The organism is Povalibacter sp. (genome assembly GCF_036735925.1).
GTDB lineage: Bacteria > Pseudomonadota > Gammaproteobacteria > Steroidobacterales > Steroidobacteraceae > Steroidobacter.
The window spans coordinates 9289-34702 of the sequence record NZ_DAINNK010000036.1 but is presented as its reverse complement, the minus strand read 5'-3'; the positions used below and the strand labels follow the sequence as shown (position 1 = coordinate 34702).

Below are 25414 nucleotides of genomic sequence, written 5' to 3'. Positions count from 1 at the left end.
GGCGATGGCGGAACCTACAAAGAATGATCGACACGACCCGCGGCGAGTCACGCCGCAACTAGCCGGGCCAGGTGCTGTTCGCCAGTCTCATCGGCACGACCATCGAGTTCTTCGACTTCTACATCTACGCCACGGCGGCGGTGCTGGTGTTTCCGCACCTGTTCTTTCCGACGGCGGATCCGGCCACGGCGACGCTGCAGTCGTTCGCGACGTTCGCGCTCGCCTTCTTCGCACGGCCGGTCGGCTCGGCGCTGTTCGGGCATTTCGGCGACCGCATCGGTCGCAAGGCGACACTGGTCGCTGCGCTGCTGACCATGGGGCTGTCGACGGTCGCGATCGGGTTGTTGCCGACGTATGAATCCATCGGCATCGCGGCGCCGCTGCTGCTGGCGCTGTGCCGTCTCGGCCAAGGGCTCGGTCTCGGCGGCGAATGGGGCGGCGCCGTGCTGCTCGCCACGGAAAATGCGCCGCCGCACCGACGCGCCTGGTACGGCATGTTTCCGCAACTCGGTGCGCCCATCGGCTTCATCTGTTCGACCGGGATCTTTCTGCTGCTCACGGGCCTGCTCGACGAACGGCAGTTCCTCGCGTGGGGCTGGCGCATTCCGTTCGTCGCCAGCGCGCTGCTGGTTCTCGTCGGGCTGTACGTGCGCCTGCGCCTGACGGAAACGCCCGCCTTCGAGCGCGCCATCGAGAACAACGAGCGGGTGCGCGTGCCGATGTTGACCGTCATTCGCGACTATCCGCGCGAACTCATTCTCGGCGCCTTCGCCGCGACCGCGACGTTCGTGGTCTTCTATCTGATGACCGTCTTCACGCTGAGCTGGGGAACGGCCGAACTCGGCTACAGCCGGCAGGAATTCCTGATCATGCAGATGGTGGGCATCCTGTTCTGCGCGGCGACGATTCCTCTGTCGGCGGTGCTGGCGGATCGCTTCGGACGACGCGCCATCCTGATGGTGTCGGCCGTGTCCGTGATGCTGTTCGGGCTGACGTTCGAGCCGCTGTTCGGCGGCGGTTCCGTCAATGCGACGATCTTCCTGGCGCTGGGACTGGCGGTCATGGGGGTGACCTACGGTCCGCTGGGAACCGCGCTCGGCGAACTCTTTCCCACGGCGATTCGCTACACGGGCGCGTCGGTCACCTTCAATCTCGCCGGCATTCTCGGCGCATCGCTGGCGCCCTACCTGGCCACCTGGCTGGCGACGCATCACGGCCTGTCGGCCGTCGGCTACTACCAGTCCGCCGCCGGCTTGGTCACCCTGATCGCGCTGCTCCTGATGCGGAAAGTCCCTGCGGGCGCAGCTTCGTGATGCGTGCACGCCGCCGCTTCGGGGCTTTCCGTACTCGCGCTTAAGGCGCACTCTGAATCGGGCTCGGCTGACGTGTGCGATGTGCCGGGCCTGCCGATGAAGCGATCAGCAGATCCGTCCGCGCCCGAGAGACGCGGCAATTTCCTGGAGTCGTAGAAATGAGATCAGCGATCAACCTCGCGCACTGGCTCGCTGCCGGCCTGCTGGCCGTCGCATCGTTCGAGTCCGTTGCCGCCAGCGATCCCGATGCCGTTGCCCGCGCGCTGGAACAGATGAACCAGCGCCTCGATCAGCTCGAGCAGCGCAATCGGGAACTCACCGCGCGCGTCGACGACCTGACGCGACAGAACGAAACGCTGCGCGCCGCCGCGCCGACGCCGCCTGCAGCCGCGGCTCCGGCGGCCGCCGCACCCGCCGTGCCGGCCGACGAATGGGCTTCGCGCATCCGTCTCGGCGGCGATTTCCGTTTCCGCCACGAGAACACCGACAACTCGCTGCTTGCGAACGACCGCACGCGCCAGCTCATCCGCGCGCGTCTCAGCGCCGCCATCAAGGTCAACGACCGGATCAAGGGCGAGATCGGCATCGGCACCGGCGGACGCGATCCGCGCGGCGGCAATGCGATCCTCGGCGAGGCCGAGGCGCGCAAGGACATCGGACTCGATCTCGGCTACATGACCTGGCAGGCGCTCGATTCGCTGGCGCTGACGGCCGGCAAGATGCGCGAACCCTATGTGCGCCCGGGCCGCAGCGCCTTCTTCGACAATGAAATCCGCCCCGAAGGCATCGCTGCGAACTACAAAGGCACGCACGGCATCTTCGCCAACGCCTTCAATTTCTGGCTCGAAGAGCGCGCCGTGCTCGGCGACTCGACACTGCGCGGCGGACAGGTCGGCTGGGACGGCACGCTCGGTGTCGCGAAGCTCAAGGCCGGCATCGGCTACTGGGACTACCACGACGTACAGGGCCGCTTCCCCGGCTTCGGCAACAGCATCGTCAACGAATTCGGCAATACCGTCGTCGGCAGTGGCGCGACTGCCCGCTATCTCTACGACTACGACATCGGCCAGGCCTTCGCGGAAACCAGTTTCCCCGTCGCCGGCGTGCCGCTGAGCCTGTTCGTCGACTACGGCCACAACTTCGAGGCCGACAATGGTCTCGACACCGCGTACAGCGTCGGCCTGGTCGTCGGCAAGGCGAACAAGGTCGGACAGTGGGACGTCGGCGTGCTGAAACAGAAAGTGGAAAAGGATGCACTGTTCGCCCACTGGACCGATTCGGAATTCGCCGGCGGCGTGACCGACAACGACGGTTATGCCTGGCGTGTGAGCTGGATGGCGATGAAGAACCTGCTGGTCAACGTCAACTACTACGACACCGAGTTCAACGTCGATGTCGGCAACCGGGCGGATTTCGATCGCTGGCAGCTGGAGTTCAATTTCACGTTCTGAGTTCCTCCGGCTCCCTCCTCCGCGCAGCGGGGGAGGGTTGGGGTGGGGGCGTGCCGGGCGGTTTGTTTTCCCCTGGCTTCGCCCCCTCCCTGTCCCTCCCCCGCTGCGCGGAGGAGGGGACGCAATCGCGCCTGCGTCAGCAACGCCGAGTCCCCGCTTCCGGCATACTTCGCCCCCCCGAAGAATCCCCGGAACCGCCGATGAGTCAGGACAGCGCCCTGCCTGCCGATACCCGCGAAGACCTGCGCCAGGCGGCGCTCGACTATCACGAACTGCCGACGCCGGGGAAACTCTCCGTCACGCCCACCAAGCAGATCACCAACCAGCGCGACCTGGCGCTGGCCTATTCGCCGGGCGTTGCGGCGCCCTGCGAGGAAATCGTCGCCGATCCGCTCAATGCGTTCCGCTACACCGCGCGCGGCAATCTCGTCGGCGTGATCACCAACGGCACGGCCGTGCTCGGTCTCGGCGCCATCGGCGCGCTCGCCGCCAAGCCGGTGATGGAAGGCAAGGCAGTGCTGTTCAAGAAGTTCGCCGGCATCGATGTTTTCGACATCGAGATCAACGAGCGCGATCCGGACCGGCTCGTCGACATCATCGCGGCGCTGGAGCCGACCTTCGGCGGCATCAATCTCGAAGACATCAAGGCGCCCGAATGCTTCACCGTCGAACGCAAGCTGCGCGAGCGGATGAAGATCCCCGTGTTCCATGACGACCAGCACGGCACGGCGATCATCGTCTCGGCGGCGGTGCTCAACGGACTCGCGGTGGTCGGCAAGCCCATCGACCAGGTGAAGCTCGTGGTCAGCGGCGCCGGCGCCGCGGCGCTAGCCTGCGTCGATCTGCTCGTCGACGTCGGCTTGCCGATCCGCAACATCTGGCTGACCGATCTCGCCGGCGTCGTCTATGAAGGTCGCACCGAACTGATGGATCCCGACAAGGCGCGCTTCGCGCAGCCGACGTCGCTGCGCACGCTCGCCGACGTCATCAAGGATGCGGACGTGTTCCTCGGCCTCTCCGCGGGTGGCGTGCTGAAGCCGCACATGCTGGCGGACATGAAGCCGCGACCGCTGATCCTCGCGCTCGCCAATCCGACGCCGGAGATCCTGCCGGAGGAAGCCAAGGCCGCGCGTCCCGACGCGATCATTGCAACGGGTCGCAGCGATTACCCGAACCAGGTCAACAACGTCCTGTGCTTCCCGTACATCTTCCGCGGCGCGCTGGACGTCGGCGCCACGACCATCACGCGTTCGATGGAAATCGCCACGGTGCATGCGATCGCCGATCTGGCGCGCCAGGAACAGAGCGACATCGTCGCGAGCGCCTACGATTCGGACGAACTGTCGTTCGGGCCCGAGTACCTGATTCCGAAGCCGCTCGATCCGCGGCTCATCGTCAAGATCGCGCCGGCCGTGGCGCGTGCCGCGATGGACGGCGGCGTGGCGACGCGCCCGATCACCGACATGGATGCGTATGTGCAGCGCCTGCAGCAGTTCGTCTATCACAGCGGCACGTTCATGAAGCCGGTGTTCACCGCCGCCCGCAAGGCGCCGCCGGAACGTTCGCGCATCATCTTTGCCGAGGGCGAGGAAGAACGCATCCTGCGCGCTGCGCAGATCCTGGTGGATGAAGGCATCGCCTGCCCGACGCTGGTCGGTCGTCCCGCGATCATCGAAGAGCGCCTGCGGCGCTATGGTCTGCGCCTCACGCCGGGCAAGGATCTGACCATCGTCAATCCGGAACACGACGAGCGCTATCGCGAATACTGGGAAGAGTATCGCCGCATCATGGCGCGCCGCGGCATGACTGCCCAGTACGCCAAGCTCGAAATGCGCCGCCGCACGACGCTCATCGCCTCGATGCTGCTGCGCATGGGCGAGGGCGACGGCATGCTCTGCGGCACGATCAGCACGACGGCGCGCCACCTGCGCTACGTCGACGACGTCATCGGTCTCGCGCCGGGCGCGACCTGCTATGCGGCGATGAATGCGGTGCTGCTGCCCGGACGCCAGGTGTTCCTGACCGACACGCACGTGAATCTCGATCCGACGGCGGAACAGATCGCCGAGATCACGTTCCGTGCGGCGGCGGAGGTGCGTCGTTTCGGCATCGAACCGAAAGTCGCATTGCTGTCGCATTCCAATTTCGGCACCAGCGATGCGCCGTCCGCACTCAAGATGCGTCGCGCGCGCGAACTCATCGAAGCCCAGTCGCCCGATTTCGAATTCGACGGCGAAATGCACGGCGACAGCGCCCTGAGCGAATCCCTGCGCCGCAGCGCGCTGCCCGAATCGACGCTCACCGGCTCGGCGAACCTGCTGGTGCTGCCGAACCTCGATTCGGCCAACATCGCCTACAACCTGCTCAAGACTTCCGCCGGCAACAACGTCGCCATCGGTCCGATCCTGCTCGGCTGCGCCGCGCCCGTGAACATCCTCACCGCCTCTGCCACCGTGCGGCGCATCGTCAACGTGACGGCGCTGACGGTGGCGTCGGCGAACAAGAACTGAGAGTTGGGAATTTCACACGGAGATCACGGAGGGCACGGGGTCCCGGAACAGAAATTTCTTTCTTGCCCCCGTGCTCCCCGTGTCCCCCGTGGAAACTCCTCTTATTCTTTGCTCCGACCTCCGTGTGCTCCGTGATCTCCGTGTGAAATCTTCACGAACTGCAGGACGCCGTCGTTCACGGAGCCGGCGCGCAGGGCGAGCAGATCCAGCACGTAGTTCTGGTGCAGGCGCCACGGCGCCTTCGCGCCCTGGCGGGGGAATTTGTCGAGCGAGCGCTGCACGTAGCCTGAAGAAAAATCGATCCAGGGCTGTTCCGCCATCGAGGGATCGGGCCGGCGCGGTGTGCACTGGCGGAAGCCGTGGCGATCCATGTAGTTCAGCAGGCGACAGACGTACTCGCAGGTGAGGTCGCACTTCAGCGTCCAGGAGGCGTTGGTGTAGCCGATCGCCGAGGCGAGATTGGGAATGCCGCTGTACATCATTCCCTTGTAACCAACGGTCTTCGACAGATCGACCGGTGTGCCGTCGACGGATACCTGCGCGCCGCCGAGCGGGACGAGGTTCAGTCCCGTCGCGGTCACGATGAGATCGGCCGGCAGTTCCTTGCCCGACTTCAGCCGGATGCCTTGGTCGGTGAACGTGTCGATGTGATCGGTGACGACGGATGCGCTGCCCTTGCGGAGCGCGGCGAACAGATCGCTGTCGGGGACGAGACACAGGCGCTGGTCCCACGGGTTGTAGCGCGGACTGAAGTGCGTGGCGATGTCGTAGTCCGCGCCCAGTTCCTTTTCCAGGCCTTTGTGGATCATCTTCTTCATCGCCTCGGGCCGGCGGCGCGCGAGCTGATAGAAGAGCATGCCGAGCAGGACGTTTTTCCAGCGGACCATGCCGTAGGCGAGTTTCGCGGGCAGGCGGCGGCGCAGCCAGTTCGCCACGCCGTCCTGCGCCGGTCGCGACACGATGTAGGTGGGCGAGCGCTGCAGCATCGTCACGTGCGCGGCCGTGCGCGCCATTTCGGGCACGAGCGTGACTGCCGTCGCGCCGCTGCCGATGACGATCACGCGCTTGCCGGCGTAGTCGATGTCGCGGGTCCATTGCTGCGGGTGGACGATGCGGCCCTTGAACTGTTCGGCCCCCGCGAACTGCGGGGTGTAGCCGCTTTCGTAGCTGTAGTAGCCGCTGCACATGAACACGAAGCTGCAGGTGAATCGTACGGTCTCGCCGCCCGATCCGCGTTGCGCCTCCACCGTCCAGCGGGCATTGGTGCTCGACCAGGAAAGCTGCGTCACGCGGTGGCCGAAGCGGATGTGGCGGTCGACGTCGTGCTCGCGCGCCGTCTCGCGGATGTAGTCGAGGATCGAATGACCGTCGGCGATCGCCTTCGGCTGCGTCCATGGCTTGAACGAATAACCGAGCGTGTACATGTCGGAATCGGAACGGATGCCGGGATAGCGGAACAGATCCCAGGTGCCTCCGATGCCGTCGCGGCCTTCGAGGATGACGTAGCGCTTGCCGGGACACTCGGCCTGCAAATGACACGCGGCCCCGATGCCGGAGAGGCCGGCGCCGACGATCAGTACATCGAAATGCTCAGGCGACATGCAGGCTCCTTGTCTTTCCCTCCTCCGCGCAGCGGGGGAGGGCAGGGAGGGGGCGGTGGCCGGACGGAACGAAATCCGGCAGTCTCGCCGAATGAAGACCAAGGTTACGATGCTGCTCGCGCTGTTGTCTGCGCTGGCCGGTGCCGCTGCGACGCTCGCTCATCCCGGCGGCGTCGATGCCGACGGCTGTCATCGCGACCGCGGCACGCAGCAGCGGCATTGTCATCCGGAGCGGGCGAGCAGGCCTGCACGCGATGCAACGAAGCCGCCGCATCCCGGCGACGAAGGGGTGTTCTACGGCCCCGTCACCGATGCCATCGACGGCGATTCGCTGAAAGCGAAGATCCAGGGTGTCGTAATGGAATTCCGGCTCGCCGGCATCGACGCGCCGGAAAGCGATCAGCCGTACGGAAAGCAGGCGGCCGCGGAACTGCGGGCGCTGGTGAAGGGCCGGCAGATTACGGTCGTGTTCGAGGACGTCGATCGCTACGGCCGCGTCGTCGGCGATGTCTGGGTCGATTCGCTGTTCATCAATCGCGAACTGGTGGCGCGCGGCGCCGCCTGGTTCTATCCGCAGTTCGCGCGTGACGATGCGCTCTTCCAGGCGGAAGAAGCGGCGCGCGATGCAAAGCGCGGGTTGTGGGCGTTGTCCGCCGATGAGCGCGTCGAGCCCTGGGTCTGGCGCGAGCGCAAGCGCGCGGCCGGCCGGCCCGACGATCGTCGCTGAGCGTCGTCGCCGATGATGCTCAAGCGACCGCAGCGCTACCTGCTGATGATCCTGAGTTCCATCGCCGTGGCGTGGACCGTGCTGCGCCTGCTGCCGCTCAAGGCGGCATTGGGGTTCGCGCTCGTGCCGATCGCGATGGTCCTGGTACTCATCGTGTGGGCGCGCCAGCTGTTCGTCGGTCGCTGGCATACGCGCCGGCGACAGTGGGAGAAGGCTGTGGCGAGCTACCAGCGCTACGAAAAAATGCTGCTGATGAACCGGTTCTCGGGCTGGCTCGCGCCGCTGCACCTCGGTATCCACACGCTCGATGGCGTGGCGCGAACGCGCAACCTCATCGCGCAGGCGCTGATGCAGATGCAGAAGCCCGACGAAGCCGAAGGCTGGCTGCGCGCGTCGCTGCAGCGCGATCCGCTCTATGCCGTGCCGTACACGAATCTCGGCACGATCGCGGCATGGCGCGGACAGGATGCGATGGCACGCAGGCATTTTCAGAAGGCCGTGGATCTGGGGTTCAGTCCCGTGATGGCGGAGCAGTTGTTTCAGCGGGCGCGGCAAAGGGCCCGCGCGGGCCGTCAGTAGCGGAGTTCTTCCCTCTTCCTGTGGGGCCGGCTTCAGCCGGCCTCTTCAGAAGTCAGGCTGAAGCCTGACCTACAGTCAGAGGCCGGCTGAAGCCGGCCCCACAGGAAGAGGAAGAGCCGGCTACGGCTTGCCGGCCTTTTCCGCCGCGACGCGTTCTTCCTCGCGCGCCCCCGCGAGAATGCCCGGCAGCGCATAGTTGCCCTCGTGGCAGGCGTATTCGTAGATCCTGTCGCGGGTCGCGTTGAACGCGAGTTCGCCGGTGACCGGTGCACTGAAGTTCGCCGGATCTTCCAGCGTGTAGCGGTAGAAAATCTGCGTCGGGCTGACGCGCGTCAGGCGCTCGGTGACTTTCAGATTCTCCGACGAGCCGCGATAGCTCTGATCGCGGCGGAAGTTCGTCGTCTCGATCACCAGCGTGTCGCCTTCCCAGCGGCCGATGGAATCGCCCATCCACTGTCGCACGCTGGCCGGCCGATGCTTCGCATCGAGCCGCACCATGCGCACGTCGTGAACCATCTCGACGTGGATCATGACCACGTCCTGGGTCTGCACGATCTGATAGTTGTTGTTGTAGAGCAGCGGCAGCATCGGCGGGCCGGCGCTCGAGTCGAACGACAGGATGCAGCGTTCGCCGAGCGGCCGGATCTCCGGACCGTCGGCGCCGTTCTTGCCGCGATACGCCGCGTACAGCGCCATGAGACGTTGCTGACCCAGCTGCGTCGGCGCCGGCATGCGTCCATTGGGCGGGTCGACGATGATCGACGTGCGGCGCTCGCCGTTGAGCGACAGCAGGTGCGCGCCCGGATCGACCCAGAAATTGTTGTAGCCGCAGTTCACGCCGCTGAAACCGCCGCCGCAATCCTTCGGCAGATCTTCGATGCCGAGCGACGGATCGGTCGGCTTGTTCTGTTCGTCGCGAAACTCGGAGTTCTCCTTCTCCAGCGCGGCTGCTTCGTCCTCGCTGATGACGAGTCGCGTGCCGAACTTCGTATCGCGCTCGACCGGTGTGAGCGTCGCATTGGTCCAGATGCCCTGCAGATCGGGCTGTCCATGCTCCGTGCGCGGCACGTTCCAGCCCGCCTGCACCTTCGGCTCGCTGCCCGCGCCTGAAGCGTCGAGCATGGCGGCTGCCAGCGCGATGGCAGCGATCAATCGACCGGAAAAAGTCATCGGTTACCCCCGTCCAGGCCTGCTTCTGGTGGCTCTACAAATGGATACCAGAAATTCTATATCGCAGTGCAGTTCATGGCTCGAAGCGATCGCTGCAGCAGCGTTGGTGCCGTGGAATATGGCACAGGACGCGGATTCAGTCACGGGAAGGGCGTCGCCGAGGGATGGTAAATCTCCGTGCCGACATTTCTAAACACTCGTCATCGCGGCTGCCGCGGCCGCAAATGCCGCATCCGCGCCCGTTCCGGCCCGCAGTCTGATTGTGGGGGCCAATTGCATTCTCTATGCTCCGCCGCCACGAGGGAGCCGCCGCATCTCCCGCATTCCAAGAACGCATCAACGGGGGGAATCGACCTTGGCCACGACGACGGCATCTCTCGCGGGCAGCACGAGCGGCGCGCAAAGCTACGGATCGCCCGGCTACCGGCTCTATGTGCTGATCATGCTGACGCTGGTCTACACGCTGAATTTCATCGACCGCAACCTGGTGAACGTGATCGCGCAGCCGATCATTCAGGAGTTCCAGCTCTCCGACAGTCAGTACGGTTTCCTCAATGGCCCGCCGTTCGCGATCTTCTATGCGCTGATGGGCATTCCGATCGCGATGGCGGCGGATCGTTACAACCGCGTCGTCATCGTCGCGATCTGCATTTCCATCTGGTCGCTGATGACCGCGCTGTGCGGGTTCGCGACGTCGTTCATGTTCCTGCTGATCGCGCGCATCGGCGTGGCGATCGGCGAAGCCGGCAGCACGCCGCCGTCGAACTCCATCCTCGCCGACTACTACAAGCCGAAGAACCGCGCGGCGGCGCTCGCGGTGTTCGCCATGGGCGTGACCGTCGGCTCGGCGCTCGCCAACTATTTCGGCGGGCCCATCGCCCGCAGCCTGAACGGGCCGGCGCTGCAGCGGCTGTTCGAAGGCTGGGACTGGCAGTGGATGATCGGTCTCACGGACTGGTCGCAGATCGCCGGCTGGCGCGTGGCTTTCGTCGTCATCGGCGCGCCCGGTCTCATCATCGGCCTCATCACGCTGCTGACCGTGAAGGAGCCGCCGCGCGGATTCTCCGATCCTCCGGGAACCGTGAAGGGCCAGCGCGCAAGCATCCGCGAAACGCTGCAGGAACTCGCCGGCAAGTCGACGTTCTGGAACATGGCGATGGGCGCGTCGATCGTCGCGCTCGTGGGCTACGGACTGGTCGGCTTCCAGGCGCCGCTGACGCAGCGTCTGCACGGTGTCGATGCGGGCACGTATGCGATCCAGTTCGGCGGACCGCTGGCCATCGTTGCGGCGTTCGGTACGTTCGCCGGCGGAATGATCGTGCATCGACTGACGTCGCGCGTTTCGTCGGCAGTCGCGCTGGTGCCGGCAGCCGGCATACTCATTTCGATACCGCTCTACATCTTCGCGTTCACGCGCCCGACCGAGGATCTCTACACGGTGCTGCGCCCGGTGTGGTGCGCCGCCGCGTTCTTCCACTACATGTACCTGGGCTCGCAATACACGATCGGGCAGGGCGTCGTCAGCCAGCGCTCGCGCGCCTCGGCCGTCGCGATCCTGCTGCTGTTGATTGCACTGATCGGCAACGGCATCGGCCCGCTGCTGGTCGGCTGGCTCAGCGACACGTTCATGAACATGGAAATGGTCAAGGTGAACGCCGGCAGCGCGCTGACTGCTGAGTTGTGCCGGAACGCGGCCGAAGTGGCGAAGCTCGCAACGGAACAGCAGGTGATCTGTCGTGGCGCCTACGCCGAAGGACTCAAGCTGTCGATGATCGCGACGACGCTGCTGTTCATCCCGGCTGCGTTCTTCTTCTATCTTTCGTCACGTACGCTGCACAAGCACATGCTGGCGAAGGCGGTTTGAGGAGAGAGAATGGCCGCAAAAAGGCGCAAAAAACTCAAATCAGGAAGAAGAGATTCTTACCTTTGAGTCCTTTGCGCCTTTTTGCGGCCATTCTCATTTTCTGAATCTAGGCCCGCCGCAGCCTGCGCCGCCTGAAATCCGCAATCACTTCACGCGCCGCGTTGTGTCCCGGCGCGCCGGTGACGCCGCCGCCCGGATGCGTTCCTGAGCCGCACATGTACAGGCCGGGCAACGGGCCGCGGTAGTTGCCGTAGCCGAGGGTGGGGCGGGCGGAGAACATCTGATCGAGGCTCAATGCGCCGTGGAAGATGTCGCCGCCGATCAGGCCGAAGGTGCGTTCCAGGTCGAGCGGGCTGTTGATCTGGCGGCCCAGTACGGACGCTTTGAAATTCGGTGCGTGGCGGTTGACGGTGTCGATCATGAGATCGGCGACGGTCTCGCGATGTGCATCCCAGGATTCGCCGTTCGGCAACTGCGGCGCGACGTGCTGGCAGAAGAGACTCGCGACATGCTGGCCGCGCGGGGCGAGGCTGTCGTCGAGCGTCGAGGGGATCAGCATCTCCACGATCGGCTCCTTCGACCAGCCGTGCGTGCGCGCGTCGAAGTAGGCCTGCTCCATGTAGCGCAGCGTCGGCGCGAGGATGACGCCGGCGGTGTGATGCGCCGCGCGCTGTTTGCCGGGCAGGCAGGTGAAATCCGGCAGCTCGGACAGCGCGACGTTCATGCGGAACGTGCCGGAGCCGCAGCGATAGTGGTCCATCGCTTCGCGAAACGGTGCCGGCAGTACGGCGCCGTCGATGAGTTGCTGGTACAGCAGCTTCGGATTCAGATTCGACACGACGGCGCTGGCGCGGAACGATTCGCCGCTTTCCGTCACGGCGCCCACGGCGCGACCCTGCTCGACGATGACTTCGCGCACACCGGCATCGAGACGGATATCGACGCCGCGCGAGGCGGCGCATTTCGCCATGGCCTGCGTGATGGCGCCCATGCCGCCGATCGCATGTCCCCATGCGCCTTTCCTGCCGTTCACTTCGCCGAACACGTGATGCAGCAGCACGTACGCGGTGCCTGCAGCATAGGGGCTGGCGAAGTTGCCGACGATGCCGTCGAAGCCGAACAGCGCCTTGATCGGATCGCTTTCGAACCAGCCGTCGAGATAGTCGCCGGCGGAGGCGGTGAAGAGCGTCAGGAACTGCTGCCGCATCGGCAGATCGAGTTTCTTCAATCGCGCGGCCATGTGCCCGGCGTGCATGATTTCCGGCAGCGCCTGGCGCCAGCTGCCGTGCACGACATTCGGCGGCGTCTGCAGCACGAGATCGCGCAGCACGTCGGCGATGACGTCGAGCCGTTCGCCGTACGCATCGAGACGCCCGGCGTCGCGCGGCGAGAACTTCGCCACTTCCTGCTGCGTGCGTCCGCCGCCGCTGCACAGATAGCGGCCGTCGGTCGTCGGCAGGAAGTTGGAGATCTCGCGTTCTACGACACGCAATCCGTGCCGGTGCAGTTCCAGGTCGCGAATGACTTTCGGATTGAGCAGCGACACCGTGTAGGAGGCCACCGAGTTGCGGAAGCCCGGATGAAATTCCTCGGTGACTGCCGCGCCGCCGACGACATGCCGCCGTTCGAGCACCGTGACCTTCAGGCCCGCGGCCGCGAGGTAGGCGGCGCAGACCAGGCCGTTGTGGCCGCCGCCGACGATCAGGACATCGCTGTGGTGGGTCATTGGATTTTCTGTGCTGCTTTCACGCAGCGTTGCAGCAGTTTCCCGTTGCCGATGCGGGTCGTCCAGCCGGCGAACGCCGCCGTCGGGCCGCGCCACTTCAGTTCGTCGACATCCTCGAACAGCTTCGCATCGGTGCGCAACGTGGCCAGCCGTTTGAACAGCAGCGCGAGATCGCGGCGCTCGCCCAGTACGTCAGCCGGAAAGTCTTCGAGGCGCCCGTAGCGATCGATGAGTCGCGCCGCGCCGACGCGGCCGATGCCGGCCAGCCCGGGATAGCCGTCGGCGCTGTCGCCGACCAGCGCGAGCAAGTCGGGAATCATGGCCGGGTCCACGCCGAACTTCTCCCGTACGGCCGCGGCATCGCGAATCGCCTTGGCCTTGCGATCCACCTGCACGACGCGTGTGCCGCTCACGCATTGCGCGAGATCCTTGTCGACGGTCCAGATCGAGATCTTTTCCACGCGCTCATCGGCTGCGGCGAGATGCGCTGCCGAGGCGAGCGCGTCGTCCGCTTCGAGTTCGATCATGGGCCAGCAGGCGATGCCCATCAGGCGGATGGCCTCTTCGAGCGGATGAAACTGCGCCCACAGCGCCGGCTCGATGCCATCGCCGGTCTTGTAGCCGGACCACAGCTGATTGCGGAACGATTCGATGACGTGATCGGTCGCGACGCCGAGGTGCGTGGCGCCGCCTTCGATCATTTCGAGCAGCGTGTTGAGTACGCCGGCCACGGCGCCGAAGGGCGCGTCCTCGCCCTTGTTGAAGCGGCGCAGGCCGTAGAAGTGCCGGAAGAGTTCGTAAGTGCCGTCGACGAGATGAACGATCATGCAGCCTCCACACCTTCTTCCTGTAGGTCAGGCTTCAGCCTGACTCTGAAGAGGCCGGCTAGAGCCGGCCCCACAGTACGAAGCCCCCACCCTAACCCTCCCCCGCTGCGCGGAGGAGGGGATCAGACGAGAGGCGATCAACGCAGAAGAATCATGTAGGTCAGGCTTTAGCCTGACTTCCGAAGAGGCCGGCTGTGACCGAAGGAAATCCCGCGGGAAAGCCGGCCCCACAGGAAGAGTGCCGGGGAATCCGCACGGTCAGCGAGCGATAGCCGCGCACGAACGTCGAATACACGCGGTCCGGCTCGCCGGTGACCTCGATCACGGGAAAGCGCTTGAGGATCTCCTCCCAGATGATCTGCAGCTGCAGTTCGGCCAGCCGGTTGCCGACGCAGCGATGAATGCCGTAGCCGAACGAGATGTGCTGGCGCGGACGTTCGCGATCGATGAGATAGCGCTCGGGATCATCGATCATCCCGGCATCTCGATTGCCCGAGATGTACCACATGATGACCTTGTCGCCCTTGCGGATCTGCTTGCCGCGGAATTCGACGTCCTCGATCGCGGTGCGCCGCATGTGGGCCAGCGGCGTCTGCCAGCGGATGGTTTCCGACACCATGCCCGGAATCAGTTCGGGATGAGCGCGCAGTCTGTCGTACTGATCCGGGTTCTGGTTCAGCGCCAGCACGCTGCCGGTGATCGTATTGCGCGTCGTGTCGTTGCCGCCGACGATCAGCAGGATCACGTTGCCCTGAAATTCGAACGGCGGCATGTTCCGCGTGTCCGGCCCATGCGCCAGCATGGAGACGAGATCGTTGCCGGGCTCGCGCGCCGCGCGTTCGTGCCACAGCTTCTGGAAGGTCGTGAAGCATTCGCCCATTTCCTCGACCCATTGTTCGGGCCGGTCGATCACGCCGCCGCCGGGCACGGCGGTGGCGACATCCGACCAGCGCGTGAGTTTGCGGCGATGCTCCTGCGGAAAGTCGAACAGCGTCGCGAGCGTCATCGCGGTCAGCTCCATCGATACCTTGTCGACCCAGTCGAACTCGACGCCGATGGGCAGTGCATCGAGGATCGCGGCAGCGCGTTCGCGGATCAGCGGTTCGAGGGTCTTGAGATTGCCCGGCGACACCATCGGCTGCACCGTGCGGCGCTGCACGTCGTGCTTGGGCGGATCCATGGCGATGAACATCGGCAGCGGCGCCCGGTCCTGACCGTTGCCGAACAGCGTGATGCCGCCGAGCGAAGCTTCCGAGGAAAACTGTTTGTGATTGGTGTCGACCGCCATGATGTCGGCGTAGCGCGTGATCGACCAGTAACGGCCGTACATCGGGCTGTCGAACAGATGGACGGGATCTTCCCGGCGCAGGCGTTCGAAATAGGGGCCGATGACGTCGTGATGAAACAGCTTGGGATTGGCGACGTCGATGCTCTCGACCGGACGGGCGTACGCATCGCGCCGCGCCTCTTCCAGGGTCTGCGGCACGTCGGGAAAATGATTCAGGTTGAAACTGACCGGAGGGCCGGCAGTGCTTGCGAGTGTCTCGCTCATGATTCCCCCTTCGAATGCCAGGCCTTAGTGCTGGGACTCCGGCAGATGCACGATGAGGCCGTCGAGGTCGGCGCGCATCCGGATCTGGCAGGACAGCCGCGAGTCCGCGGCCGCGCCGTCGGCGAACTGCAGCATGTCCTGTTCGACGTCGGTAGCCGGGCCGACCGCATCCAGCCATGCCGGATCGACGTGGACATGACAGGTGCCGCAGGCGGCACAGCCGCCGCAATCGCCATCGATGCCAGGGATGCCGTTGGCGACGGCCCCTTCCATCAGGGTGGTGCCGTCCGCCAGTTCGATGGCGTGCCGGGTGCCGTCGTGAGCGATGTAGTGGACGCGTCCCATGCCTGTATTGCACCGGTCTGCTGACCGGTCGAAAGTAGCCGACGGCTCCGCGCGATGACAAGTGAACCGCAGGCCCGGTGCGTGCACAGGAACTTCATGCGGTACGGCGCGTTGCATGAAACCCCTGCGCACGGCGCGGTGGCCTATTCATCGATATCAGGCTTCAATACCAGGCTTCGGGAGGCGGGCCCGCAGCCAAGGCGTCAGCGATGAGATTCAGGGCGTTCAGGACTTTCGGACCGGGAACCGGCGCCGGCAGGCGTGCGTGTGGACGCCCATGAGTTCGTCGCGGCCGGGGAATGCCGACCTGCATCGCCTCGAACAAGCGCTGGCCCAGGCGAACGCCGACATCGATCGCCTGCAACGACAGATCCGGGACATGGACGCGACCCTGGAGCGGCGGGTCGCTGAACGGACCCGCGAACTGCAGCGCAGCGAACAGCAGTTGCAGCAGCTCATGGCCGGGATCGCGGACTGCGCCATCTACATGCTGGACGCCGCCGGCAATGTCGTCAGCTGGAATCCGGGCGCGGAACGCATCAAGGGCTACACCGCCAGCGAAATCATCGGGTGCAATTTCGCGGAGTTCTACACGCCGGAAGATCGCGAGAACGGCAAGCCCGCGCAGACGCTCGCCATCGCGACGCGCCTGGGCAAGTACGAAGCGGAAGCCTGGCGCGTGCGCAAGGACGGCACCCGCTTCTGGGCCGGCGTGCTCGTCGATGTCATCCGCAATCCGCAGGGCGAGGTGCTCGGCTTCGCCAAGGTGACCCGCGACATGACCGAGCGGCGGGCGATGCAGGAGCAGCTGCACCAGTCGCAGAAGATGGAAGCGATCGGCCATCTGACGGGCGGCGTGGCGCACGACTTCAACAATCTGCTCACCGTGATCCTCGGCAATCTCGACAGCATCGGTCGTCGCATTCCGCAGGACAACGAACGCCTGGCGCGTGCCGTTCGACATGCGACGGAGAGCGCCGAGCGCGCAGCCACGTTGACGCAGCAACTGCTCGCCTTCGCCCGCCGTCAGCCGCTGAATCCGAAACCGACCGACGTGAACCGGCTCGTCGCCGGCATGGACGATCTGCTGCGACGGACGCTGCGGGAGGACATCGTGATCGAGAACGTGCTGAGCAGGCAGGACTGCCACGTCGAGATCGATCCGCATCAGCTCGAGAGCACGATTCTCAATCTCGCGGTCAATGCCCGCGACGCGATGCCCCAGGGCGGCCGTCTGACCATCGAAACGGCCACCGTGCATGTCGAGCCGGATACGGTCGGGCGCGGCGAATTGAAGCCCGACGACTACGTGCTCATCTGCGTGACCGACACCGGCTGCGGCATGACGAGCGAAGTGCTGTCGCGCGCGTTCGATCCATTCTTCACGACGAAGCCGCTCGGCGAAGGGACCGGTCTCGGGCTGAGTCAGGTGTTCGGTTTCGTCACCCAGTCGGGCGGCTATGTCCGGCTGCACAGCGAAGTGGGGCGCGGTACGACCGTGAAGATCTACCTGCCGGCGCTCGTCGGCGAAATGCCTCCGCAGGAAGCGAAAGCGCCGCCTGCGCCGATGCATGCCCTGTCGGGCGAGACCGTGCTGGTCGTCGAGGACGATGACGATGTCCGCATCTACAGCACGGAAACGCTGCGCGAACTCGGGTTCAAGGTGCTCGAAGCCAATGACGGCGCCTCGGCGCTGCGGGTGCTCGAACATCACCCGGAGGTGAGTCTGCTGTTCACCGACGTCGGTCTGCCGGGCATCAATGGCAGGGAACTGGTCGAAGCGGCGCGCAGCCGCCGGCCGGGCCTGCGCGTGCTGTTCACGAGCGGCTATGAACGCAATGCGCTGATGCACGACGGCCGGCTCGATGCGGGCGTCGTGCTGCTGCCCAAGCCGTTCACGCGTTCGCTGCTCGCGAGCCGCGTGCGTGAGGCGCTGGATGCGTCGCTGGATTAGTTCGACGGCCCCGAGGGGAGAAGGACAGGGGTTTCTGTAGGTCAGGCTTTAGCCTGACTCTGAAAGCGGCCGGCTGAAAGCCGGCCCCACAGTGAGAGCCCCCACCCTAACCCTCCCCCGCTTCGCGGAGGAGGGGATCAGACCAACTCTTTTATGCGGTCTTTGCGGCCTCTTCTCTGTTCCGCGTCTACAGCTTCCCCGCAATGAGCTGATGGAGCTTGCGCAGATCGGCCGCAAACAGCCGGATGCCTTCGGCCAGTTTCTCCGTCGCCATGGCATCCTCATTCAGGTGCCAGCGGAAACTGCGTTCGTCGACGTCCGGGATCGCGGGCGCCGCGCCGGGATTCTCGGGCGAAAGCTTGCGCTCCAGCGTGCCCTGGTCCTTGCTCAGTTCGTCCAGCAGCGCGGGAGAAATCGTCAGCCGATCGCAGCCGGCCAGTGCCTCCACTTCACCGGCCGAGCGGAACGATGCGCCCATGACGATGGTCTTCACGCCGCGCGACTTGTACGCGGCGTAGATGGCGCGCACCGAGCGCACGCCAGGATCTTCTTCCGGCGCGAACGAGCGGCCCTCGTTCTTCACGTGCCAGTCGAGGATGCGGCCCACGAACGGCGAAATCAGGAACGCGTCGGCATCCGCGCAGGCCATGGCCTGCACCAGCGAGAAGAGCAGGGTGAGATTGCAGTCGATGCCTTCCTTCTGCAGCACGCGTGCGGCCTGGATGCCTTCCCAGGTCGAGGCGATCTTGATCAGGATGCGCTGGCGCGGAATGTCGCGCGATTCGTAGGCCGCGATGATGGCGCGCGCCTTCTCGACGGTGGCGGCCGTGTCGAACGACAGGGTCGCGTCGACCTCGGTCGACACGCGTCCCGGCACCAGCTTCGTCAGTTCGGCGCCGACGGCCACGGCCAGGCGGTCCGCGGCCGCGGCAATGACGCTCTCGCGGGCGCCGTTCTGCCTGCGGCCCCAGGCCAGCGTTTCATCGACGACCGGCGCGAGCGCCGGCAGTGCGACCGCCTTGAGCAGGAGCGTGGGATTGGTCGTGCAATCCACCGGTTGCAGCGCGCGGATCGCTTCGATGTCGCCCGTGTCGGCGACCACTACAGTCATCTTGCGCAATTGATCGAGTTTCGAGGCCATGGTCACTCCGAAAGGCGCATCCGCAGATGCGGTCGTCGACAGGGGATGGTGCGACCTTACACCGAACTGCGCTCGGCGGTCTCCGTGCGTCGATGTCGTCGGAATATGTCGCGGACTGCGCGTCTGGTAGCGCGCCAGCGACATGAAAACGAGCGTGAGCGAAATCAGCATGAATTCCGCGACTTTCGTGCGGTCGACGCATGTGTCGCGCAATCCACGTCGCCGAATCGGCACTGCAAACCGTACGTGATGTGAGCGCGATGTCGCACGCTATACGTATGGCTGTGCGCAAAGTGCGGCAGGAGAATCGATCGCTGTCGATGCTGGGGATTCAGGCTTGAGCGGGCAATACAGGGGAGGCTGCCCACGAGCTCGGTGGATCGTGGAGTGATCGGCGATGCGAAGACCGTGGATTGTGTTGTTCGGGTTGCTGCTGTGCCCCTTCGTGGCCGGTGCATGCGAATCGAATGATCGACACCGGTGCAGGCAGCTCATCGGGCAGCTCATCGCCTACCGCAGCGAAGCCATCGAATACGCCTTCGGCAGCGTGTTCGACGTGTTGCCCGACAACGTCGAAATCAAGTTCGTCAGTTCCAGCGACCCGCAGTATGCAAAGTTCTCCGGCCGTGTCGCCTACGATCAGGCGGCACGCATGATGATCGTGCCGCGACGCTATCTGGATGCACAGACGCCGAACCCGCTGCGCTGGGCGGCGGCGTACTGGCCGTACTACCGCAATCCCCAGTACCAGGCCGCCTTTCCCCTCATCGCCGCCATCGACAGTGCGCTGTGGGGGGCGGTGCTGCAGGAAACGGCGCATGGTCGCGGGCTGTCGTGGCCCCACGCCGAATGCAGCTCCGTCGACCTCAGCAAGCGGCTGCCGTGCGAAATGCTGATCGCCGGCGTCGGCGCACTGCTCACCGACAATCGCGTCGAGATGTTCAATGCCAACCGGATCGACCGGATCTGGCCCGATGATTTCTCGTCGTTCCAGCAGCGCGCCTGGCGTACCGATCGGGAATACGTCGACGTGCAGCGATTCGGCGGGGTGCTGCTGCTGCGACCGCTGTTCAGCGAATTCGGCGTGCCGAGCGCATTGGCCTATGTGGCGCAGACGCCCTTCCGGATCGAGGATGGCAACATGCGCGTGTCTGCCTTGCGCTATCAGGAACGCGCGCGCGAAGTACTGCAGGGAAGGCCGGCCATCCTGGTGAGCGGAGAAGCGCACGGCGAAGATCCGCCGCCGGTGTCGAGCCGCAGCCGGCACTTCGTTTCCTTCGGCTCGCGCGACGGCGCCTGAGCGTCGCGCGCAGGTCGAGGGTCAGTTGAAGTCGTGGGTGACGAAGTCGCGATCGACGCTGACGTTGGCGGTGCGCTGGAAGCGAATGGCATCGCTGGTCGACGGTGCATCGTCGTTGCCGTTGCAGGTCAGCGCGAGCGTGTAGTCCCCAGGCGGCAGCGCCCGCAATGCGTAACTGAAGGATGTGCCGAAGTTCGAGACGACGGCCGTCGTCGCGTAGGGTTCCGGATCCGCGCTGTCGATGTCGTCGGGCTGGATGTCTTCGCCTTCGAAGAGATAGACCGCGCCGCCTTCCTGCAGCGATGTGCCGGGCGGACAGGCGGTGGTGACGTTTCCGGCGATCTGCCCGGCGTCGTCCGGGTCGATGGCGCGCAGGGCCGGCGTCAGGGTGTATTCGTCGTTGGCCTCATCGAAGCTGAGCGATCTGCGCAGATCGAGCGTCAGCATCAGGCGGTGGCTGCTCGACTCGTCTTCCTCGATCGTGAAATCGACCGGCGAGTAGCTGCCCTGGGCCAGGATGATGGGAAACTCGCGGCCGTCGAAGGTGACGACGCTCGCATCGTCGTTGTCTTCCAGCAGCAGCCGCACGCCGCTGTAGGTGCCGTCCGGCAGTTCCTCGTTGGTGAACAGGTCGAGCGAGCCGTCTTCCAGCAGCAGGATGAGATCGGTGCGTTCGCTGCGGGTGAATTCCAGTTTTTCCGTACCGCCGTCGGTGCGTTCGAATTCCACGCCGAGCACGTCGACGTTGATGCCCGCGATCCGCGGATCGGCCGGCGCATCGGCCGCGAGATCCATGCTGACGGAACCGCGACAGCCGCCGAGTCCGACGCCCGCGACGATCATCAGTCCCGAAACAAGTGCAGCACGCAGGCCAGCGCCAGTCACTTCGGTTCCTCCATCGGTGTTGCCGTTCGCGCGGGATTCTGAGTGATTACGCCCGGCACTGCCAGCCGTCAGCCGCGGCCGGTGAAGGGCATCCGGGTGGCCGTCACCGTCGTGAACAGGCGGATCGCTTACAGCGTTTGCAGGTGCAGCACTCCTGCTTATGACAGATCGACGCTCCAGTGAGTGCCGCGCCGCTTTGCAATCGGTCCCTGCCGAACCACAATCCGGCCATGTCCTCGCAGCTCTCCGCCACGCAGGTCGCCTTCCTGCTCGTTGCGCTGATCCAGGCGGTGTTCGCCATCGTCTGGGCCATCGGCGCCCACGCGCTGGTCGCGGCGCGCAGTGCGATCCGCTACTGGATCGCCTGGGCCGCGCTCAGTGCAATCACGTGGCTCATTCTGTCGATGAACGTCGACGAACCGCCGTTGCTCGCGATGCTGGCCGGCTGTGTCGCCATCATGTCGCTGCAACGGGGCATCCGCACCTTCATCGGCCGGCCGCACCCGGACCGCGCGCACGCGCTGCTCCTGCTCGCTTCCGTGGCGATTGCCGCCGTCAGTCTTGCGCCCGAACGGCGTCCGCTGCAGGCGGCCGGCAACTACGCCGTGCTCGCGGTGCTCTATGGCGGCATCGCAGTCGATCTCTATCGTCACGCGCGCGACCCATTGCGCTTCGATTGGCCGATCGTGCTGGCGCTGCCGGTGCTGCTGGGAAGCGTTGCGTTCGGTGTCCGGGTCGTGCGTGCCATCGTCCAGCCGGAATCCGTCGCGGCGCAGATGGCCACCGACAGCCTGATGAACGTGCAGGCCGCGATGATCTACGTGACCCTGGTGCTGTCGCTGCACGCCACGCTGATGGTGCTGGTGGTGGCACGGCTCGTCGGCGAACTGCGGCGACTGTCGCGTCACGACGGCCTGACCGGCCTGCTCAATCGCCGCGCCATGGAGGAACTGCTCGAAGCCCAGATTCGACGCAGCCGCTCCGGCGCTGCGTCCTTCGTCCTGATGATGATCGACCTCGATCACTTCAAGCGCATCAACGATCAGCACGGACATCCGGTGGGCGACCGGGCGCTCAAGCACGTGGCGGCGTTGTTGCAGGACGCGATGCCGGCTGCCGCAGCGCTGGCGCGTTACGGCGGCGAGGAATTCATCGTGCTGTTTCCCGGCGTCACTTCGATGCAGGCGGAGCAGCTGGCGGAGCGTCTGCGCAACCTGCTCGCAACGAATGCGCTGCTGCACGGGTCCGTGTCGATTCCGATGTCCATGAGCATCGGTGTCGCGCAGTGGCGCGGCGCGGCGGATGATCTGTCGCAACTGCTGCTGCGCGCGGATGCAGCGTTGTTCCAGGCGAAAGTGCAGGGACGCAACCGCGTCGTGATCGCGCTAGATTCGCGAGGGGTGCAGCCCGTGCCGGCGTGAGGAAGAACGAGAGCCGCAAAGACCGCATAAAAGAAGTGATTCGTCTCGATCTTTTATGCGGTCTTTGCGGCCTCTTGCTCTTGCTCTTGCTCCAGCGCGATCAGTGCGCCGCACTCACCATCAGCCAGCCGATGCCTGCCGTGACGGCCACGCCGACCGCGCGTTGCGCCATCGACCATTGAGCGATGGTGCCGTCCATGATGGCGATGCCGACGACGGTCATCAGGAACCAGAAGATGCTCTGCATGGCGGCGGACTCGATGCCGAGCCGCTGCTGGATGCCGATCGAGCCGATGTAGAGCGTGATGCCGCCGATGAAGTTGATCATCGACAGGCCGATCGTGGCGGGCACGAGCGAGCCGTCGCGCCAGGTCTGCGCCGCATAAACGAAACCGCGGGCATCAAAATACGCCGACAGCGCCGTAACCAGGATCAGTGAGCCGACCAGCAGGACGGATTTCATGAGGCCGCCGATTGCGAACGTGGGGAGGCGATCTTACCGGCGCACCCGCCGGCTTTCGCCGTCCGATCGTCCATGATCTGGCGGACCAAAGAAAAAGGGGCGAGTCCTGCGACTCGCCCCTTCGAGGTCAGCCCTCTTCGGTCCGCTGTCAGGCCGCGGCCGTCTTGGCCTTCGCCGCTTCGGCGATGACCGCATCGGCAACCATCTTCGGCACCGGATCGTAGTGCGAGAACTCCATCGTGTACGAGGCGCGACCCGAGGTCATGCCGCGCAGGTGACCGATGTAGCCGAACATTTCCGACAGCGGCACGGTGGCCACCACGGCAATGTTCGCGCCGCGTTCGAGCTGTTCCTGGATCATGCCGCGACGACGGTTGATGTCGCCGATGACGTCGCCGAGGTAGTCCTGCGGCGTCACGGTTTCGACCTTCATCACCGGCTCCAGCAGGATCGGGCCGGCCTTGCGGATGGCTTCGCGGAAGCAGGCCTTCGCCGCGATTTCGAACGTCAGCGCGTTCGAGTCGACGTCGTGGTAGCTGCCGTCCGTGAGACGCGCGCGGAAGTCGACGGTCGGGTAGTGCGCGAGCACGCCGTCTTCCATCTGCATCTTGAGGCCCTTCTCGACCGACGGCACGTATTCGCGCGGCACCGAGCCGCCGACGGTTTCGTCGACGAACTCGAAGCCTTCACCGCGCTCGCGCGGTTCGAACGTGATCCACACTTCGGCGAACTGGCCCGAACCGCCGGTCTGCTTCTTGTGGATGTACTGCTCGGAGATCGTCTTCGTGAAGGTTTCACGATAGGCGACCTGCGGCTGGCCCATGATGCCTTCGACGTTGAATTCTGTGCGCATGCGGTCGAGCGTCACTTCGAGGTGCAGTTCGCCCATGCCGCGCAGGATCGTCTGGCCCGTTTCGCGATCGGTTTCGAGATACAGCGACGGATCGGCGCGGACCATCTTGCCGAGCGCGGCGCCGAACTTCTCCTGTTCGGCCTTGTTCTTCGGCTTGACCGACACGCTGATGACCGGGTCCGGGAAGCGCATGCGCTCCAGGATCACGGGGTTGTTGGCGTCGCACAGCGTGTCGCCCGTGTCGGTTTCGGCGAGCGAGACCAGCGCGATGATGTCGCCGGCGCGCGCTTCTTCGATCGGGTTGGCGTCCTTGGCGAACATCTCGACCATGCGGCCGATCTTTTCGCGCTTGCCGCGCGTCGAGTTCTGCACCGACATGCCCTTGGTCAGCACGCCCGAGTACACGCGCACGAAGGTGAGCGCGCCGTAGGCGTCGTTGATCACCTTGAATGCCAGCGCGGCGAACGGCTCGTCGTCCGAGCAGATACGCTCGCCGATCGCGTTGCCGTCTTCATCCATGGTCTTGATGGCAGCGACGTCGGTCGGCGCCGGCAGGTAGTCGACGACCGCGTCGAGCACCTGCGTCACGCCCTTGTTCTTGTACGAGGAGCCGCACAGCACGGGGTTGAAGGCGCCGTTGATCGTGCCCTTGCGCAGGCACTTGCGCAGCACGTCGGCCGTCGGCTCGACGCCGTCGTCCAGGTACTTCTCCATGGCCGCGTCGTCCTGCTCCAGGCAGGTGTCGACCAGCTCGGAACGATACTTGGCAATGCTCGCCAGGATGGCGCGATCGCTCGGCACGGTGATGCCGAGCTTGTCGGCGATGTCCGGGGTGATGTCGTGCTGCACCGGCACGGCATCGCGATCGTCCGAATCCCACACCAGCGCCTTCATTTCGACCAGGTCGACCATGCCCTTGAAGTTGTCTTCCGAGCCGATCGGCAGCTGCACGGGCAGGGGACGCGCACCGAGACGCTTCTTGATCATGTCCACGCAGCGCAGGAAGCCGGCGCCGCTGCGGTCCATCTTGTTGACGTAGCACAGGCGCGGCACGCCGTAGTTGTCGGCCAGGCGCCAGTTCGTTTCCGACTGCGGTTCCACGCCGGCCACGCCGTCGAACACGACGACGGCGCCGTCGAGCACGCGCAGCGAGCGGTTCACTTCGATGGTGAAGTCGACGTGTCCCGGGGTGTCGATGACGTTGATCTTCTTCTTGCGCCAGAACGCCGACACGGCGGCGGACTGAATCGTGATGCCGCGCTTCTGTTCCTGCTCCATGTAGTCCGTCGTGGTCGAGGACTTCAGGTCCTTGGTGTCGTGAACGTCGACGATCGTGTGCTTGCGACCCGTGTAATAAAGGATGCGCTCCGTCGTCGTCGTCTTGCCGGCATCGACGTGCGCGATGATGCCGATATTGCGGATGTCAGAAAGGGGTGTGGTACGAGGCATGACAGAAGTTTCCGTGCTGGTTCCTGGGCAAAACGAAGCCATCGCCGTCCGGTTTGCCGGACAAAGGGCGCGAATATTAGGGACGATCCCTGCGGCCACCAATGAGGTCTTTGCTGGATTTCCCGATAGAAGCGACCGGTCGGGAACCCGGGCCGCCTCGCAAAGCGGCGCATTCTAACGAAATTGGGGGAAATTGCCGCAGGAAAGTCCGGGGAATGGACTGCTTCGGGTCTTCCTGTGGGTCAGGCTTCAGCCTGACTCCGGCCGTCCCGGAAGTCAGGCT

The 25414-nt window shown here is 65.1% G+C and carries 19 protein-coding genes; 9 read left to right on the top strand and 10 right to left on the bottom strand.

Annotated elements, in window-relative coordinates:
- Nucleotides 1–71: 71 nt before the first annotated feature.
- From V7D81_RS12440 to V7D81_RS12430, 3 genes are all read left to right on the top strand, one after another.
- On the top strand, nucleotides 72–1313 hold the full coding sequence (locus V7D81_RS12440; protein ID WP_324316849.1) for an MFS transporter: 1242 nt from the start codon (nucleotides 72–74) through the stop codon (nucleotides 1311–1313).
- A 158-nt stretch (nucleotides 1314–1471) separates the two neighbouring features.
- Complete coding sequence (locus V7D81_RS12435; protein WP_324316848.1) at nucleotides 1472–2764, top strand: putative porin; 1293 nt, start codon at nucleotides 1472–1474, stop codon at nucleotides 2762–2764.
- A 200-nt stretch (nucleotides 2765–2964) separates the two neighbouring features.
- On the top strand, nucleotides 2965–5274 hold the full coding sequence (locus V7D81_RS12430; protein ID WP_324316847.1) for an NADP-dependent malic enzyme: 2310 nt from the start codon (nucleotides 2965–2967) through the stop codon (nucleotides 5272–5274).
- Nucleotides 5275–5375: 101 nt separating this feature from the next.
- On the opposite strand, the gene V7D81_RS12425 is transcribed toward V7D81_RS12430, so the two are convergent.
- Entirely contained in the window at nucleotides 5376–6875 is a 1500-nt protein-coding gene (locus V7D81_RS12425; RefSeq protein ID WP_324316846.1) for a flavin-containing monooxygenase, read from the bottom strand.
- A gap of 91 nt (nucleotides 6876–6966) precedes the next feature.
- On the opposite strand from V7D81_RS12425, the gene V7D81_RS12420 reads away from it, so the two are divergent.
- Both V7D81_RS12420 and V7D81_RS12415 read left to right on the top strand, forming a co-directional pair.
- Nucleotides 6967–7602, top strand: coding sequence for a thermonuclease family protein (locus V7D81_RS12420; protein ID WP_324316845.1), 636 nt, complete (start codon nucleotides 6967–6969; stop codon nucleotides 7600–7602).
- Nucleotides 7603–7617: 15 nt separating this feature from the next.
- Nucleotides 7618–8181 carry a tetratricopeptide repeat protein gene (locus V7D81_RS12415; RefSeq protein ID WP_324316844.1) on the top strand — a complete coding sequence of 188 codons (564 nt, stop codon included), beginning with the start codon at nucleotides 7618–7620 and terminating at the stop codon, nucleotides 8179–8181.
- Between the two features lie 120 nt (nucleotides 8182–8301).
- Here the strand turns inward: V7D81_RS12415 and V7D81_RS12410 are convergent, their stop codons facing one another.
- Nucleotides 8302–9351: a hypothetical protein gene (locus V7D81_RS12410; RefSeq protein ID WP_324316843.1), complete on the bottom strand. Its 1050-nt coding sequence runs from the start codon at nucleotides 9349–9351 to the stop codon at nucleotides 8302–8304.
- A 355-nt stretch (nucleotides 9352–9706) separates the two neighbouring features.
- Between V7D81_RS12410 and V7D81_RS12405 the strand changes: the two genes are divergently transcribed.
- Nucleotides 9707–11215 (top strand): spinster family MFS transporter, encoded by a 1509-nt coding sequence (locus tag V7D81_RS12405; RefSeq protein ID WP_324316842.1) that lies wholly within the window; start codon nucleotides 9707–9709, stop codon nucleotides 11213–11215.
- 106 nt (nucleotides 11216–11321) lie between these two features.
- Here the strand turns inward: V7D81_RS12405 and V7D81_RS12400 are convergent, their stop codons facing one another.
- The 4 genes from V7D81_RS12400 to V7D81_RS12385 form a co-directional block, all read right to left on the bottom strand.
- Complete coding sequence (locus tag V7D81_RS12400) at nucleotides 11322–12941, bottom strand: phytoene desaturase family protein (protein ID WP_324316841.1); 1620 nt, start codon at nucleotides 12939–12941, stop codon at nucleotides 11322–11324.
- Entirely contained in the window at nucleotides 12938–13768 is an 831-nt protein-coding gene (locus V7D81_RS12395) for a 5'-3' exonuclease (RefSeq protein ID WP_324316840.1), read from the bottom strand. Before V7D81_RS12395 ends, V7D81_RS12400 begins: the two co-directional genes overlap by 4 nt.
- A gap of 160 nt (nucleotides 13769–13928) precedes the next feature.
- The gene (locus V7D81_RS12390; protein ID WP_324316839.1) at nucleotides 13929–15320 is read right to left on the bottom strand and encodes a cytochrome P450; all 1392 of its coding nucleotides are present in this window, start codon (nucleotides 15318–15320) and stop codon (nucleotides 13929–13931) included.
- A 24-nt stretch (nucleotides 15321–15344) separates the two neighbouring features.
- Nucleotides 15345–15665, bottom strand: coding sequence for a 2Fe-2S iron-sulfur cluster-binding protein (locus V7D81_RS12385; protein ID WP_324316838.1), 321 nt, complete (start codon nucleotides 15663–15665; stop codon nucleotides 15345–15347).
- Nucleotides 15666–15942: 277 nt separating this feature from the next.
- Between V7D81_RS12385 and V7D81_RS12380 the strand changes: the two genes are divergently transcribed.
- Nucleotides 15943–17619, top strand: a complete 1677-nt coding sequence (locus V7D81_RS12380; RefSeq protein WP_324316837.1) for a PAS domain-containing sensor histidine kinase — start codon at nucleotides 15943–15945, stop codon at nucleotides 17617–17619.
- Nucleotides 17620–17806: 187 nt separating this feature from the next.
- On the opposite strand, the gene tal is transcribed toward V7D81_RS12380, so the two are convergent.
- On the bottom strand, nucleotides 17807–18760 hold the full coding sequence (gene tal, locus V7D81_RS12375; RefSeq protein ID WP_324316836.1) for a transaldolase: 954 nt from the start codon (nucleotides 18758–18760) through the stop codon (nucleotides 17807–17809).
- A 397-nt stretch (nucleotides 18761–19157) separates the two neighbouring features.
- Here tal and V7D81_RS12370 point away from each other — a divergent pair, with 397 nt between their 5' ends.
- On the top strand, nucleotides 19158–20060 hold the full coding sequence (locus tag V7D81_RS12370; RefSeq protein WP_324316835.1) for a hypothetical protein: 903 nt from the start codon (nucleotides 19158–19160) through the stop codon (nucleotides 20058–20060).
- Nucleotides 20061–20081: 21 nt separating this feature from the next.
- Here V7D81_RS12370 and V7D81_RS12365 read toward each other — a convergent pair whose 3' ends face one another.
- Nucleotides 20082–20945, bottom strand: coding sequence for a DUF4382 domain-containing protein (locus V7D81_RS12365; RefSeq protein WP_324316834.1), 864 nt, complete (start codon nucleotides 20943–20945; stop codon nucleotides 20082–20084).
- A gap of 230 nt (nucleotides 20946–21175) precedes the next feature.
- Here V7D81_RS12365 and V7D81_RS12360 point away from each other — a divergent pair, with 230 nt between their 5' ends.
- Nucleotides 21176–22366, top strand: coding sequence for a GGDEF domain-containing protein (locus tag V7D81_RS12360; RefSeq protein WP_324316833.1), 1191 nt, complete (start codon nucleotides 21176–21178; stop codon nucleotides 22364–22366).
- Nucleotides 22367–22466: 100 nt separating this feature from the next.
- Here the strand turns inward: V7D81_RS12360 and V7D81_RS12355 are convergent, their stop codons facing one another.
- Both V7D81_RS12355 and fusA read right to left on the bottom strand, forming a co-directional pair.
- On the bottom strand, nucleotides 22467–22829 hold the full coding sequence (locus V7D81_RS12355) for a hypothetical protein (protein ID WP_324316832.1): 363 nt from the start codon (nucleotides 22827–22829) through the stop codon (nucleotides 22467–22469).
- 148 nt (nucleotides 22830–22977) lie between these two features.
- Entirely contained in the window at nucleotides 22978–25131 is a 2154-nt protein-coding gene (gene fusA / locus V7D81_RS12350) for an elongation factor G (RefSeq protein WP_324316831.1), read from the bottom strand.
- Nucleotides 25132–25414 lie beyond the last annotated feature (283 nt).

Coding starts and splice junctions, on each gene's coding strand:
- V7D81_RS12435 (WP_324316848.1), top strand. CDS start 1,472: ATGAGATCAGCGATCAACCTCGCGCACTGGCTCGCTGCCGGCCTGCTG.
- V7D81_RS12430 (WP_324316847.1), top strand. CDS start 2,965: ATGAGTCAGGACAGCGCCCTGCCTGCCGATACCCGCGAAGACCTGCGC.
- V7D81_RS12425 (WP_324316846.1), bottom strand. CDS start 6,875: ATGTCGCCTGAGCATTTCGATGTACTGATCGTCGGCGCCGGCCTCTCC.
- V7D81_RS12420 (WP_324316845.1), top strand. CDS start 6,967: ATGAAGACCAAGGTTACGATGCTGCTCGCGCTGTTGTCTGCGCTGGCC.
- V7D81_RS12415 (WP_324316844.1), top strand. CDS start 7,618: ATGCTCAAGCGACCGCAGCGCTACCTGCTGATGATCCTGAGTTCCATC.
- V7D81_RS12410 (WP_324316843.1), bottom strand. CDS start 9,351: ATGACTTTTTCCGGTCGATTGATCGCTGCCATCGCGCTGGCAGCCGCC.
- V7D81_RS12400 (WP_324316841.1), bottom strand. CDS start 12,941: ATGACCCACCACAGCGATGTCCTGATCGTCGGCGGCGGCCACAACGGC.
- V7D81_RS12395 (WP_324316840.1), bottom strand. CDS start 13,768: ATGATCGTTCATCTCGTCGACGGCACTTACGAACTCTTCCGGCACTTC.
- V7D81_RS12390 (WP_324316839.1), bottom strand. CDS start 15,320: ATGAGCGAGACACTCGCAAGCACTGCCGGCCCTCCGGTCAGTTTCAAC.
- V7D81_RS12385 (WP_324316838.1), bottom strand. CDS start 15,665: ATGGGACGCGTCCACTACATCGCTCACGACGGCACCCGGCACGCCATC.
- V7D81_RS12380 (WP_324316837.1), top strand. CDS start 15,943: ATGAGTTCGTCGCGGCCGGGGAATGCCGACCTGCATCGCCTCGAACAA.
- tal (WP_324316836.1), bottom strand. CDS start 18,760: ATGGCCTCGAAACTCGATCAATTGCGCAAGATGACTGTAGTGGTCGCC.
- V7D81_RS12370 (WP_324316835.1), top strand. CDS start 19,158: ATGCGAAGACCGTGGATTGTGTTGTTCGGGTTGCTGCTGTGCCCCTTC.
- V7D81_RS12360 (WP_324316833.1), top strand. CDS start 21,176: ATGTCCTCGCAGCTCTCCGCCACGCAGGTCGCCTTCCTGCTCGTTGCG.
- V7D81_RS12355 (WP_324316832.1), bottom strand. CDS start 22,829: ATGAAATCCGTCCTGCTGGTCGGCTCACTGATCCTGGTTACGGCGCTG.
- fusA (WP_324316831.1), bottom strand. CDS start 25,131: ATGCCTCGTACCACACCCCTTTCTGACATCCGCAATATCGGCATCATC.